Origin of the sequence: Desulfogranum japonicum DSM 18378 (genome assembly GCF_000429945.1) — a bacterium.
GTDB classification, from domain to species: Bacteria; Desulfobacterota; Desulfobulbia; order Desulfobulbales; family Desulfobulbaceae; genus Desulfogranum; species Desulfogranum japonicum.
The window spans coordinates 38,084-51,260 of record NZ_AUCV01000014.1; the positions used below are offsets into that span (position 1 = coordinate 38,084).

10 protein-coding genes are annotated in these 13,177 nt (G+C 47.6%); 7 read left to right on the forward strand and 3 right to left on the reverse strand.

The window, feature by feature from the left end; translation table 11 throughout:
* Positions 1–72: 72 nt before the first annotated feature.
* The 3 genes from G493_RS0108390 to G493_RS0108410 form a co-directional block, all read right to left on the reverse strand.
* Positions 73–2,220 (reverse strand): diguanylate cyclase, encoded by a 2,148-nt coding sequence (locus G493_RS0108390; RefSeq protein WP_028580015.1) that lies wholly within the window; start codon positions 2,218–2,220, stop codon positions 73–75.
* Between the two features lie 685 nt (positions 2,221–2,905).
* Entirely contained in the window at positions 2,906–4,219 is a 1,314-nt protein-coding gene (locus G493_RS0108405) for a histone deacetylase family protein (protein ID WP_332308209.1), read from the reverse strand.
* Positions 4,220–4,229: 10 nt separating this feature from the next.
* The gene (locus G493_RS0108410) at positions 4,230–5,876 is read right to left on the reverse strand and encodes a hydantoinase/oxoprolinase family protein (protein WP_028580017.1); all 1,647 of its coding nucleotides are present in this window, start codon (positions 5,874–5,876) and stop codon (positions 4,230–4,232) included.
* 459 nt (positions 5,877–6,335) lie between these two features.
* Here G493_RS0108410 and G493_RS33720 point away from each other — a divergent pair, with 459 nt between their 5' ends.
* The 7 genes from G493_RS33720 to G493_RS0108445 all read left to right on the forward strand — a co-directional run bounded on the left by G493_RS33720 (position 6,336) and on the right by G493_RS0108445 (position 13,018).
* Complete coding sequence (locus G493_RS33720; RefSeq protein WP_161629809.1) at positions 6,336–6,749, forward strand: lasso peptide biosynthesis B2 protein; 414 nt, start codon at positions 6,336–6,338, stop codon at positions 6,747–6,749.
* Positions 6,746–8,617: an asparagine synthase-related protein gene (locus tag G493_RS0108420; RefSeq protein WP_028580019.1), complete on the forward strand. Its 1,872-nt coding sequence runs from the start codon at positions 6,746–6,748 to the stop codon at positions 8,615–8,617. Before G493_RS33720 ends, G493_RS0108420 begins: the two co-directional genes overlap by 4 nt.
* A 372-nt stretch (positions 8,618–8,989) precedes the next feature.
* A complete protein-coding gene (locus G493_RS33820) occupies positions 8,990–9,157 on the forward strand; it encodes a hypothetical protein (protein ID WP_167332847.1) in 168 nt (55 codons plus the stop codon).
* Positions 9,158–9,183: 26 nt separating this feature from the next.
* Complete coding sequence (locus G493_RS0108430; protein WP_028580020.1) at positions 9,184–9,384, forward strand: hypothetical protein; 201 nt, start codon at positions 9,184–9,186, stop codon at positions 9,382–9,384.
* Positions 9,385–10,347: 963 nt separating this feature from the next.
* Complete coding sequence (locus G493_RS33365; protein ID WP_153306457.1) at positions 10,348–10,506, forward strand: hypothetical protein; 159 nt, start codon at positions 10,348–10,350, stop codon at positions 10,504–10,506.
* 83 nt (positions 10,507–10,589) lie between these two features.
* Positions 10,590–11,495, forward strand: coding sequence for an AAA family ATPase (locus G493_RS31965; protein WP_153306458.1), 906 nt, complete (start codon positions 10,590–10,592; stop codon positions 11,493–11,495).
* Positions 11,496–12,241: 746 nt separating this feature from the next.
* Complete coding sequence (locus G493_RS0108445; RefSeq protein ID WP_028580022.1) at positions 12,242–13,018, forward strand: PEP-CTERM sorting domain-containing protein; 777 nt, start codon at positions 12,242–12,244, stop codon at positions 13,016–13,018.
* Positions 13,019–13,177: the final 159 nt, after the last annotated feature.

A 13,177-nucleotide genomic window follows, 5' to 3' on the forward strand; every position in this document is an offset into this window, starting at 1 on the left:
TGCTCCTTGGAGATAGGTGGGTGGGGAATAACACCAAGATATGAACTATTGTAATACAGAAACTAGTTGTTATCAATTAGGATTTGGTTCAGAGAAGCTTTCATGGAAAGGCACCACCCGGTTACGGCCCCGTCGTTTGGCTTCATACATGGCAGTATCTGCATGGTGCATGAGTTTCTCTAGTGTTTTACACTCAGGTGTCAGGGTGGCAAGACCCATGCTGATTGTACAGTGAATTTCATAACCAGAGGCCAGTTTCACTGTTGCCAGTTCCGTAAAAAGACGCAGACGCTCGGCCACATCCATGCCTCCGTTCAAATCTGTGTGCAGCAGTCCAACGGCAAATTCCTCTCCACCCAGGCGTCCCAGCAGATCAATGTCTCGCAACATGCTTTTCGCTGTGTCAGCTATGCATTTCAGGGCAAGATCCCCTGCTGCGTGGCCATGGGTATCATTGATGTTTTTAAAGGAGTCCGCGTCAAACATAATCAGGGTGAATGGTGTTTGATGGCGTAGACTTCGCTGTACTTCTTTTTCAGCCATATTCATGAAATGCCGTCTACTGTATATACCTGTCAGCTCATCGGTGATGATGAGTTGTTGCAGTTTTTCCACAGCAGTTTTTCGCTCGGTTATATCCCGCATGCTGCCAACGGCATGACGTTCGTTGTTGAGGATAAAGGGTGCCACCGCCAGTTCAATGGGAATTCTGCGGCCGTTTTTTGTACAGGCTGAAAATTCGTGAACAGAGCCAAGGACAGGGGCATATCCACTGGCATGATAGGTCTGTAGTCCACGTTTGGCCAGTTCGCGCTTATCGGGTGGTACCAGCAGATCATGAAGTGTTTTACCAACCACCTCCTGTTTGCTCCAGCCAAACATTTTTTCTGCTGCACTGCTCCAGAAAATGATATGGTCCTTTGCATTGATTGCCACCAGGGCATCCAGGGAAGCTTCAGCCATTGCAGAAATCATGTTTTCTCGCTCTTCAAGGGCCAGCTGGGCTGCTTTACGATCAGTTATATCCAGCAACGTGCCGGTCATGTACTTCGGGGCACCTGAAGTATCCAGTTGTACTTTACCTCTCCCCTGGACAAAGCGGATTTCACCATCATTTTTGCGGATTATGCGATGTTCGGTGGTGAATTCCTCCCGGGTTGCCCAGCCTTTATCCAGCTCCTGAAGAACCTTTTCCCTGTCGTCGGGATGCAGCAGTGGTCGCAGACTGGATATGGAAGGTACAAACATTCCCTTCTCCACACCAAAAATGGAATACAATTCATTGGACCACCAGGTCTGTTTTCCAGAAGTATCCGTTTTCCAGCTGCCAAGATGGGCAATGGATTGTGCTTCATCTAGCAGGTGGCTGGTATTATGGAGAAGTTCATAATTGTGTCGTGCTCTGGCAGCCAACGCACAAAAAATAGCAGCGACCATCAGGCCGACCAGGCGGATTGCCCAGTGAGATTCGGAATGTAAAGAGATAGTCTGCTGGGGCAGGGCAGCCAATTGCCAGCTGCCGTTTGGAAATTGTACATCCATCAATACGGCCCTGGAATGGGTAAACAGAGCCTCATCACCCCAAAGCAGGGGAACTGCCGGATTCACAGGCTTTTTGAAGCGAAGCGACAGACGAAGATCAGTGTTCGCTACCCCTGTCTGTTGGAGCAGCTTGTTCATATTCACTATACCAGAGATTATACCCCAGAAACGGTAGTTACCTTTTTGCTGTGTGAAAATCGGGGCTCTGCCGATAAATCCCCATTGGACGTTTGCCTGGGAAACCGGCCCGTAAAAAAAGATGTCAGGACGATCCTGCATGGCAAGCAATGCAGGCTTTTGTGCTTCCAGGGAGAGCAGGTTTTTCTCTGATTCCTGACCTGTTTCAAGTACAGGCCATGTCCAGGTGACAGTGTAATTGGGGGCAATTTCCAGATAGGAGAGCAGAGAGCTTTGACGACGTGTTGCTTCGGCAAGTTGTTCAAAACTTTGTTGATCAAGGTCAGGGTGCAGGCCGAGGTAGCTGCCCATTTGTTGAATCAGCAACAGGTTTTTGGTGAGTTTGTATTCAATAGCTGAACGGATTTTTGCCAGTTGTACGGCTGTGTTCTCAGCTTGTTGGCTTTCCTGCATACGAAAAAAGACGATTTCAAAACAAGCCGTGATACTGCCGATAAACAGTATAATGCCCAGAAATTGGCCTACCAGCTTGAGCTTCATATACGCTGCCCTCCAGCGGAGGGGGTGTGGTGATACATCTTTACGTCTTTTTCCTCTTGCAAGCCCAGGTAAGCAATGGCTTTTGATGGGCAGTGGACAGCATTGTTTCGGGTGAATGATCTGGAACAACCAGGCTGCATTCGGAGCAGGATGTGACGTATTTGCATGTGCTTAAGATCACGGAGAATACAGCTGCTTTCAGTCGAAACAGGTAAAAACTATATATTAAGGTTACTCGGTTTTTCTTAAAAAACCAGTAAAAATATAGGCTGCTGGATAGCCAGATGCCTGTGGTGCCAGTCTGTAGAACGTTAGCGGGAAATGAAATATGAGCCAAGGTATGTACCACTTCGTGGTGCTGGTGGCAAGAGGTATCTTTAGCCGTGGAGCATACAAAACTACGAGCAGGGACACGTCGCTATGCAAAGGAGACAGGCAGGCCCCGAAAATGGGCTGGGTGCTTTATCCTTGATCTTTCACAAGTGTATTCTGCTATAAAACCAGGGGAGAAGGGGGGACCTGGTTACCTTCTGGTCAATCCTTGGAAAGAGCCTCCATGCCCAAGATAGGGCTGCGCTCCTCTGTGGAGGGTTGGAGGCTGTCGGTGACCATTATTTCTATCAATATCTTCGTCAGATCGTAACAAAATGCCTGCTCTCGCACAGCCTCCTGAAATCATTTTACGTTATTTTGTTTCATATATATCCCGAGCCCTGTCCTGCAATGCTGTAACAGTATCACTCTTTTTCTCTGCCCTGGCAAAGGCATCTCTTGCCTTCTGCTGGCATGCGGGACAGCTGTTAAACGGAATGGAATACCCATGCACATGTGTACCAAGTCCATAGCCTGTCAGTTCCATATATCCTGGACACTCCCGGCAAAGGTGGTAGGATTTGGTTTCCTCAACTCCAAAGCCGGTGGTATCGTAAAAAATGGATTTCCGTTCACGCACCACTTCTTTGGCAGCTTGCTCCCTGCGCATTCTTTCCCGGTCATCAAATACCTGCCTGGCCTGCCGGCATACCTCTTCAATATGGGCATTCATCTCCGGGGGCTGAACAAAATTTGCAGGATCATAATCAGGTTCCCGCACATTGGAGGTATCCATATCAGCCATAGCAAGGATTATGCCCAGATTGGTGTAGGGAAGAGCCCCTTCAATGGAATATCCGCCTTCCAGCACGCATATATGCGGGTTGAGCATTCTGTTTAGACGGGCATAGCCCTGGGCTGTAAAATTCATATTGGTGATCGGGTCTGTGTAGTGATTATCCTGACCGGCTGAGTTAATGATTATTTCTGGCTGAAATTCTTCCAGCAGCGGCAGGATCACCCGTTCCATGGCCATGTCAAAGCCTTCTTCAGAAGTTGATGGCGGCAGTGGGAGGTTAATGGTGTATCCTGGGGCAGACGGCCCTCCTGCTTCGTGTACAAAACCACTGCCAGGATACAGGGTTCGTCCATCCTGATGAACAGAAATGAACAACGTGTCAGGATCATTCCAGAAAATATCCTGGGTGCCGTCACCATGGTGGCAGTCGGTATCCACTATGGCGATTTTACGCACGCCATAGTGCTTTCTGATATATTCAACCATAATGGCTTCAATGTTTACTATGCAGAAGCCCCGATCGCCGAATACGGTCTGCATGGCGTGGTGCCCTGGGGGGCGGACAACGGCAAAGGCTCTTTCCACCTCTTTGTTCATCACAGACCGGGCAGCGCGAATGGCTCCTCCGGCCGAGATAAGATGCGACTCTGTGAGCAGATTACGCGATGAGGGTACGCAGAAATGCACCCGGTCAATATCATGGTATTCAGCCAGTTCCGGATTATAAAAGTGGATGTTGTGCACATCCTCCAATCCTTCTTCAATGAGCTGGTCTTTGGTGTATAGCAGGCGTTCTTCACGTTCCGGATGTGTCGGGCTGATGCACCAGTCAAAGGCCGGAAAAAGTACAAGGCCTGTGGAGCGTTTGGCTATGGGCATGTAGTGCATGGCATCCCTCCTAGAGTTGTGCAAGGCCAGGGCGTATCTGTGCCTTGAGCGAAATGATTTTTCCCGATGTATGAAAACCGCGAACCGTATTCATTTCCTGACGTTCAACAAAATCAATGTCTGCAATTTCCTCCAGTCCGTATTCCGCTGCCTGGGTCATGATCACCTGACGCAGCCTTTCCTCGGCATCTTCCATGGAAAAATATTTGCGGACTTTGTCCTGTAAACCTATTTCCGGTATAACCAGTTTGCGATCTGCAGTATCTGCATACAGGGTTGCCTGCAGGGTGGGGCGGGTTCGGGCAGAGCCAATGGCATTGGCCACTTCAAAATGTTCGGGAACTGTACAGGGCAGGCCAAAGCAGCCTGCCAGCATATCCTGCATGGCTTTGGCTGGTCCGCCCACTGTTATCAGCTGTGCGGGCTGTAGTCGTTTCCTGCTCAGCAGGGCTGCAACTGTGTATACTGGGCGGCTGAACACTTCGTCGATCATTTGCTCAACCGCTGTATGAATCTGATCTGCAAAGGATTGCAGCAGTTCTGTGGCCGTTTGCTCAGGATTTTGTTCCGGGCGCAGTGCCTGCATGGCTTTGGTTGCCTGTGCAGTATCGCCTTCTTCGATGGACCCCAACATCACCATGGCGTCGGTCGGTGTTGGAACTGCTCCGCCAAAAGCCATGGGTGCGCCCTTTTTCAGAGGGCCAATGGTGTATTTCCCATCAGCATAGGAGGTGGCACTGTCTCCTCCAAGACCGACACTTCTGGTGTTCAGGGCTCGAATCAGGGTAGGGCGGCCCTGTATAGTTACGCCATAGGGCTCCAGCAGCGGTATACCGTCTGCAAGCAAGGCAATATCCGTGGTGGTGCCGCCAATATCCAGGAGTACGGCATCTTCCAGGTTTTCCATAAGCGCCAGGCAGCCCATGACACTGGCAGAAGGGCCGGAATGTACGCTTTCGCAGGGAAAATCACTTGCCCCACTGAATGGTATGGTCCCTCCGTCTGCTTTGAGTATGTGGCAGGGGCAACGCAGGTTGAGATGCTCCAGTCCTGCCTCCATGGCGGTTTTAAACTCTACAAATTTTCTCTTCAGGGCAGCATTGAGCCAGGTGGAATAAACCCGCCTGGGAAAATTGGGCAAACCGGAAATCCTGTGACCGGTGCTTACATGGGCAAACTGTTGCTCCAATTGATCTGCCAGGGTTTGTTCATGGATGTTATTACGGTGAGAGAATTTGGTTACAACACCTATGCTTTCAATACCGACATCTCTAAATTGACTGCTTGCCTCAAGCACCATGTCGTTGTCTGGGGATCGGATTATTTTGCCTCTGTGGTCAATGGCACCATCCAACAGGCAGACATAATCCCCGCACTGTAAAAAGGAAGGGTTAAGGCCTGGACCGGCCTGAATAAACATGCCAACATCATCGAGCTGATTGTTGATTATGGCATTGGTACACAGTGTGGTGCTGAGTTGAATACGCTCGACCTGGTCGGGATTGTCCGGTACCAGTTGTTGAAGCAGGGTAAAGATGGAGTCGCTAAGGTTTTCCTGGTCAACCTGAATTTTGTGTTTGGCAAGGATTTCCTTACCTTCCAGGAGTACGCCGTCGGCGTGGGTACCGCCGACATCTATTCCAATAAGAAGTGCCATGGTTCCCCCTTACCTGGCAATGGCAGAATGCCGTTTGCAGTAGAAGAGTGGTGACAGATCCCAGGCACTGTAAATCTGCTAGGCACGGTTTTTCTCTCTACGGAGAAAACCATCGCCCAAAGGTGGAGGGCCTGTAATCTGTATAAAAAATGAGACTGTATAATATTAAAACTCACAATAAATACAAGGGAGAATGTGTGTTTCCCTAGCCTTATAAAACGTATGGCGTCCCGGGTTCCAGGGAGAAAAACAACTGCTTACAGCATAATTTCTTTTTTCATCCGATTATTTTCTTGCTGGAAAGAGGGTAGGGAATGCGTCATTCGCACCATCATACTCTCAGCTGATATCTTCTTGTTTGCCTTTCCCCTAAACACGGTTTATGCTCTTTCTCATTCATCTGCAATTGGTAATGCTTTACTTTCATTAATGTTTTACTGCTCGCAGCCATATCTTGCCATGATCAAATTTTTAACTCTGCCTTTTTCGAGAAAAAAACTTCTCCTTACCTCCCTGTTGCTGTCTCTGGCAATCTGGTTTGGCCTGCGCCTGCGCCCGTTGAGGTCTGTTGTCCAATATGTGCAGACACCGTCTGGTAAGCTCGAAAACATATATACTTTAACCGATATACTCTGGGCCATCCGAGCCATTGACCGCCGTTTTTCCCATGCCACCTGTCTGGTCAACGGACTGGTTGGCCAATACCTGTTTACCAGAAATCAGATAGCATCCCAGCTCTGTATTGGTGTGAAAAAAGAAACAACCGAGCTTAAGGCCCATGCCTGGGTGGTAGTGGATGATCAGATTGTGATCGGCAATATTCCTGATTTGGATTCCTACACCCCCTTACCTTCACTGCGCCTGACCCCATGAGCACCATTGCAGGCATTGTCTATAACGAGCAGCACCCAGGTGCAGGTCAACGTGTACACGCCATGTTATCTGCCATGTCAGAACGGGCAGGGGCCCTTCCTCAAGTCCAAACCCTTGGGCGCGCCTGCCTGGGCTTCAGCCTTTTTGTAACAGATACCGGCCAAACTGTTGAAAAGACTCCCCTGGTCTGCCAGAGTAAGCAGTTTTTATTAACCGGGGATGTCCGTCTTGATAATCGAACAGAACTGGCCCATGACCTGAACCTGAATCCTGCAGACTACAGCGACAACGGCCTGCTTCTCCACGCCTGGAAACACTGGGGCACAGATACTCCCCGTCACCTGACGGGTGACTACGCTTTTGCACTCTGGGATACCAGCCAGCAACGCCTTTTTTGCGTGCGCGACCGGTTGGGGATTCGGCCGTTATTCTATTGCCACACTCCACAATTTTTTGCGTTTGCTTCAGAGATCAAAGCACTTCAGGTTCTGGTTGACAGTGCCATAGATGAACACACCCTTGCTGCCTATATTCTGCGCCTTGTTCCCAATCCTGCGCACACTTTTTTTCAGGATATCCACCGCCTGCTTCCTGCAACCATTAAACAGGTTCATGGTCAGAAAACAACAACCCATACATATTGGAGTCCGCATGAAGTCGCCCCTATAAATTGCGGTAACACAGAACAATATGCACAAATGTTCCGGGAACTCTTTGCTCAAGCTGTCCATTGCAGGCTGCAATCCTCTGGTGTGGTTGGCTCTACATTAAGTGGAGGGCTGGATTCCTCTTCCATTGTCTGTACAGCCGCACCCCTACTGAACAAGGCTGGCAGGGAGCTGTTTACCTATTCTGCCGTTTTTAGCGGTCTTGAGGGTGAAGATGCTTTTAGGGTGGATGAGACTGTGTATCGCCAGGCTGTGCTTGACCAGGTACTGGTACAACCACGGATTGTTGATGTAAGCCAGGCTGATATCTATCAGCAGTTAGATCAGGAACTCTCCTGGCTCGATGCTCCCTTTTTCAATCCCAACCTTTATATACATAGAGCTCTGTACCAACAGGCAAGAAATGATGGGGTGCAGGTGTTTCTTGATGGTATTGATGGCGATACTGTGGTTTCCCATGGCTACGAACTTCTACCCCAGCTTTTTCTTAAGCCCGGGTGGATCAGACTGCATAGGGAACTGCAGCATATGAAACACTTGAGTGGCAGTCGTCAGCCACTGTGGAGGCTGGCAGCAGCCTATGCTGTAAAACCGGTACTCCAATGGCTGCTTGATTCGCCTATCCTGCGTACGGTTATAACTCTGCCAACTTGCAAGGCCAGTTTTTCAGAGGAGTTTGCAAAGCGTAACCCTTTGGCTCCGCTTATTTATGAAAGTTCATCACAAACCCATACAGATGTTGGCAATGCACGCAATCATCACAAGGCTACCCTCGCGCTGCCGCACCTCATGTTTGCTCTGGAAACCAGCAATCAGGTGGCATCCCGATATGATATGGAGGAGCGATACCCGTTTCTCGATACCAGACTGGTGGAATTCTGCCTGGCTCTACCTCCGGAACAGAAGTTTCATAATGGCTGGAGTCGTGCCATTCTCCGTAAGGCCATGGCATCCACTCTGCCTCCCAAAATTTGCCAGCGCCTCACCAAGGCTAACTTGAGCCCTGTGTTCATGCAGCAGACCCGAACTGCAGGCAGAGAAATACTGGCACAACATTGTGATTCAGCTAACCCGCTTCTGAGCCAATATCTTGCGCCCGCATTTACCCACAAACTCCTTAGTCACCAGAAGCCTGAAAGCAGTTTGCAACTTTACGCAACAGTTTGCCTGCTCAAATGGCTGGAAAAGCATGTGGTCTAACCGTATTGAAAATACCATAAAGCCAGCAATTCAATCTGTTCGGTGCGTGTGACGCGCCCTACGGCTTCATCGTAGTGACAACCTTCTGCATAAAAAAATAGCCCCGTCCTTCTTAATGTTATATCTAATCCCCATCACGCTCTTCGTAGCACTGCACTCGTAGGGTGCGTCACACGCACCACACAGATCACAAATTTAACCCAACATCTCCGAATGACCTCTCTATCCCGGCAAATAGCATCTTATTTCTAATAGATGATAATTTAAACTATCATTTATTCCTTTTTTTAACCCCATTGCTACAACCCTTGTGGTGATTAATGTCTCAATCACAAAGGAAGAACACAATAAACACTACCCATGGAGGTTACCATGTACGGATATGAATCACTTGCCTGGATTAAAGATAAACACGGTAAAGAATATGTATGCCCCATTGATGTACTCAAAGGCGATATCAGTGACCGCGACGATTTAACGGAAGAAGAACGTAAACAATGCATGGATGTTAATCAGCTCATAGGAACAGAGCGTTGGTAATTATCACACAATCCAAGGAGGATATCATGGAACATAGTGAAAGAAATACAAACTTGAACAGCGTTGGGTATGAATCCCTGGTATGGGTACGTGATGAAGCAGGTAAAGAGTTTTCCTGTTCGGTTAATCCGGGAAAAGGTCAGGTGAAAAATTTTGCTGATCTCAGCGAAGAAGAAAAAGCAACCTGCATGGATGTCAATCAGATAATCGGCACAGAAAGGTGGTAATGCCTTGTCCACACCACAAAAGCCCTGGCAGATTATGCCAGGGCTTTTACACTAAAGAGCTTTTTTTATGGTACACACGTCGCACCATGAAGCTGCAGCCATTACCCAAATAGTAATATTTACCCCTAACCCGCCAAAAAATTCCATATACTCCCATGAGTATCATCTGGTACAAACTTGGGTAGGGTGCGTTACACGGATCACAAAAGTTAAGTGCTTTTCCCCACGCTTTTTTAGCCGGAACTCCCCCAACAGACCAGCTTCACCCACAAAACAGTAACCTTTATTTAACACGTATAACGCACATGCCTGCCGTAGCCTCTTCTCTGCCTCCATCCTTACCGATCAGGCTCATTTGCTGGTGCATTCCCCCCAGACTGTACCAGCCAGGGATTGCGCTTTGCGGAACTATCCCTCTTATGTTCCGTAGAAACTATGAAATAAGCACAACCTGCCAGTCGGTTTTGTATGCTGAATTATTGAGATGACATTTTTGAAGAGACCTTTTTCTGTTACTAAAGTTTTGCTGTGTTTGCAAGTTCTACGTCATGGTTTACTTGTTTTGGCAGGCCACATCCGAACATGGATCAGGCATGTTGGCACGCTGCTACTGGTTGAAATAGTGTGTAATTTGAAACTCATGGCGGCGTGGTTATATCTGTGATCAGTTATCTTTTATCATATAGCACAGAGTATTGTTACGTTGTTGCGACCGGTTCTGGTATCTTGAAAAAAATATTTGAGGTGATCATGAATGTATATTTGCATAAACTGTTGTTTGAACACAGTTAGTTCAACGGACTGCATAAGCTGTGGGCAGGGCAAATAAGAAAGGGGTTGCGGCAAACAAAACTAAATAAGGCTTGATTTCATCCCATGAGTGTGTTTATCAAGTACCTACTGCCATCATACTTCTATGTTACCAGCTTTTTTGTTGTCTTTTACTATGATCGGAGGATCGTGATGGAAACCAGAGAGAAAGTTACAAATAATACTGAAAAGAAGCAGTGGGCACAGCCTGAGCTGACCCATTATGGCAGCGTTGAAAAAATTACCCTCAAAGGTTGGGGCGCACAGGATGGTCAGGGCCTTGAGCCTGCCGGGCATCATCCTAGTCTGTAATACCCACCTTGCCTGTCTTTTACCGTTGCTCAGTGATTTTTTGCCGCTGAGCAGCGGTATTCTCGTATCTCTCAACAGTGGATGTGCAAGAACAATGGTACAGTGCCTTTGGCCTGGCCATACGTTCCCAGTTGCCTGTGATGGAATTTTCCCCCATTGCCAGGCAGCAACGTTGCGATGTGCATATTCGTCTTGAGCAGCCAAAAGATCTTGCTGCCTTCTACACGGAACGGAATTTCCTCTTCAATATTGATACAGAGCGGGGCACAGCTGTGCTCTATTTCAGCGGAGTCGGGGAATACCGGCTTACTGTTGATGACCTGATAGTTTTGCGGCCGGCACCCTGTGCAGATAATCGCACCCTGGCTTTGTATTTAAGCGGAGTTGTGTTTGCGGTATTGCTCTATCTTCGTGGTTATCTGGTATTTCATGGCAGCTGTGTGGCCGATGCTGATGGTAGGGTTATAGCCCTTGTCGGAGACTCCGGTGCCGGGAAATCAACCCTGGCAGGAAGGCTCATGCAACATGGGTACAGCGTACTTTCAGATGATGTGGTGGCCCTTGATATGCAACAGCAAACAGTCAGGGTGTTGCCTGCGTTTCCTCTTTTGAAAATTCATCCGAACATGGTGGAGCATATATCTCCCTCTGCAGGCACCCTGCTACCAGTTCAGGATGGTGAAGTAAAGCGTTATCTGCCAGTACCTGCATGTAATACAAATGAGAGGTATGCTCTTCAGGCCATCTGTTTTCTCGAGCAGGGGGATAGGGTGTCCTGTACCAGGATTTCAGCTCGGCAAGCCATGTTGAAAAATATTCGTTTCACCATGCCCACTCGGTTAATGCAGCAAGTGGGAGGTGCAGGCCATTTTCAACAGTGTGCTGCTGTATCTCAATCTGTACCTTCGTTTGAAGTAACCCGCACCAGCCAGGCAGACGACCTGGAGCAACTCCAGGATTGCATTCTGTCTGCCGTTGTCGCCACGTGAAAACGTTATAAATTAGCGACTTCCTTAAATATTTTTTTTACGTTAGTTTTTTTTTATAGTCTTATTTTTAATCAGCATATTGCTGGCTAAATTTTTATTGTAACTCCGCGAGGTTATTCAATGTTGCATGAACGCTGTTCTGTGTATTGATGCATTACGAACTCGTAACCACAACAATATACCTGACGATATCAGAAGAGAGTTATTTGGCGTTGGAGAGCTTGTGGCGACAAGATAAGTTGCAAGAGTATTCCTTCCGAAAAGACGGAAACGCTATTGAAGAAGCCAGTTTGCATACTTCATTTTGTTCTGGTATCTTGCCTTTCATCAAATGATGATACAGGAGTATGTTGATGGATGTTCGCTGTGTTGTCTATTCATAAACAAAAACTCATAGTTTTTTCTTATTCACTGGGGCTCTTTTTTGCTACTTTTTGAGTTTTCCCCAGTAAAAAAATGTTGTTTATATCATATATTTTATGCCTGGTCAGGAGTATGTGTATTCTTTAAAAGAATTACATGGCAGAATTCTTTTAACACATGTTTCTGGAGGTATGTAGTTGCTGGACATAGAAGTTGTGCGTGCTCAACCGAAAGTATGATCTTTGTATTGGGCAGAGTGTTTCATTACAGTATCTGAAGGTTGAACTGAAGAGGCAAAAGGCTTTGAGTGTCGACATCTGCCTGGCAGTCAGGTGTCACTAAAACAACCGTATGGTTACGGTATATTGCAGGAGAATGAAGAAATGAACAAGTTACTGGCGAGTCTTACCGCAACAGCTGCCGGATGCCTGTTTTTCAGCACTGGTGCGCAGGCAGCTTCGTATACCTTTGAATTTAACGCAAATGATATTCTGTACATTGAAGGGGTGCTCTTTGGCAATGGTGGCAGCACACCCACAGCAGCAGATATTTACAATGGCGCTACCCGTGTTGTCATGGGAGATACCGTTTATACAACTTATACTTCAGGTGCAGATACAGCTGCATTTCAAACAAATTTTTATAATGAGGCTCTTGCCAACGATTATCGCCTGACCTCTTTTAATCTCTGGGGGCTTGGTGATATCAGTGGAGCAAGCGCCTCTGACTGGGGCGAGGAGTATGTGGTTGACGGGTGGGATTTCAGTGGTTCTGTGGGCGCAAGCGGCTGGTATGCCTTTCTGTACAGCGACAGCGGAACATTGGATGAGACCGTGCCTGTATATGCCTCTCTTGAGCTTAGTGACGGAGCATCCTATGCCAATGGTATCAGCTATACCTATAGCGAATCTGAACTGGCAGCGTTCACCTTTACAATAACATTTGATCTCGATGATTCGTTTGACGGCTGGTATTTGGATCAATATGGCGACCTGGTTTTCTGGATTGGTGGCACCTTCGTCGATGCAGATGGCAATCTGGTTGCAAGTTACCAGACCAATATGTTGTTGACAGCAAATGGTGTTCCTGAGCCTGGTTCCATGATGCTGTTCGGTGCAGGTATGCTGGGCATTACTGCTGTTATACGACGTAAAAAATAATTTATTTATATATCAAACGTTGATGTATGATGTGGATGCCGAAAGGCGACAGTTGAACAGTATATGGTTAGAATGCTGTGCTGTATGCAATACATCCCCGTAAACGTTGTAGGTGGGGTAGCTGTCCTTTGTGAAAAATGCAGTTACCCTTTCTCCTCT

Coding starts and splice junctions, on each gene's coding strand:
- G493_RS0108390 (WP_028580015.1), bottom strand. CDS start 2,220: ATGAAGCTCAAGCTGGTAGGCCAATTTCTGGGCATTATACTGTTTATC.
- G493_RS0108405 (WP_332308209.1), bottom strand. CDS start 4,219: ATGCACTACATGCCCATAGCCAAACGCTCCACAGGCCTTGTACTTTTT.
- G493_RS0108410 (WP_028580017.1), bottom strand. CDS start 5,876: ATGGCACTTCTTATTGGAATAGATGTCGGCGGTACCCACGCCGACGGC.
- G493_RS33720 (WP_161629809.1), top strand. CDS start 6,336: ATGATCAAATTTTTAACTCTGCCTTTTTCGAGAAAAAAACTTCTCCTT.
- G493_RS0108420 (WP_028580019.1), top strand. CDS start 6,746: ATGAGCACCATTGCAGGCATTGTCTATAACGAGCAGCACCCAGGTGCA.
- G493_RS33820 (WP_167332847.1), top strand. CDS start 8,990: ATGTACGGATATGAATCACTTGCCTGGATTAAAGATAAACACGGTAAA.
- G493_RS0108430 (WP_028580020.1), top strand. CDS start 9,184: ATGGAACATAGTGAAAGAAATACAAACTTGAACAGCGTTGGGTATGAA.
- G493_RS33365 (WP_153306457.1), top strand. CDS start 10,348: ATGGAAACCAGAGAGAAAGTTACAAATAATACTGAAAAGAAGCAGTGG.
- G493_RS0108445 (WP_028580022.1), top strand. CDS start 12,242: ATGAACAAGTTACTGGCGAGTCTTACCGCAACAGCTGCCGGATGCCTG.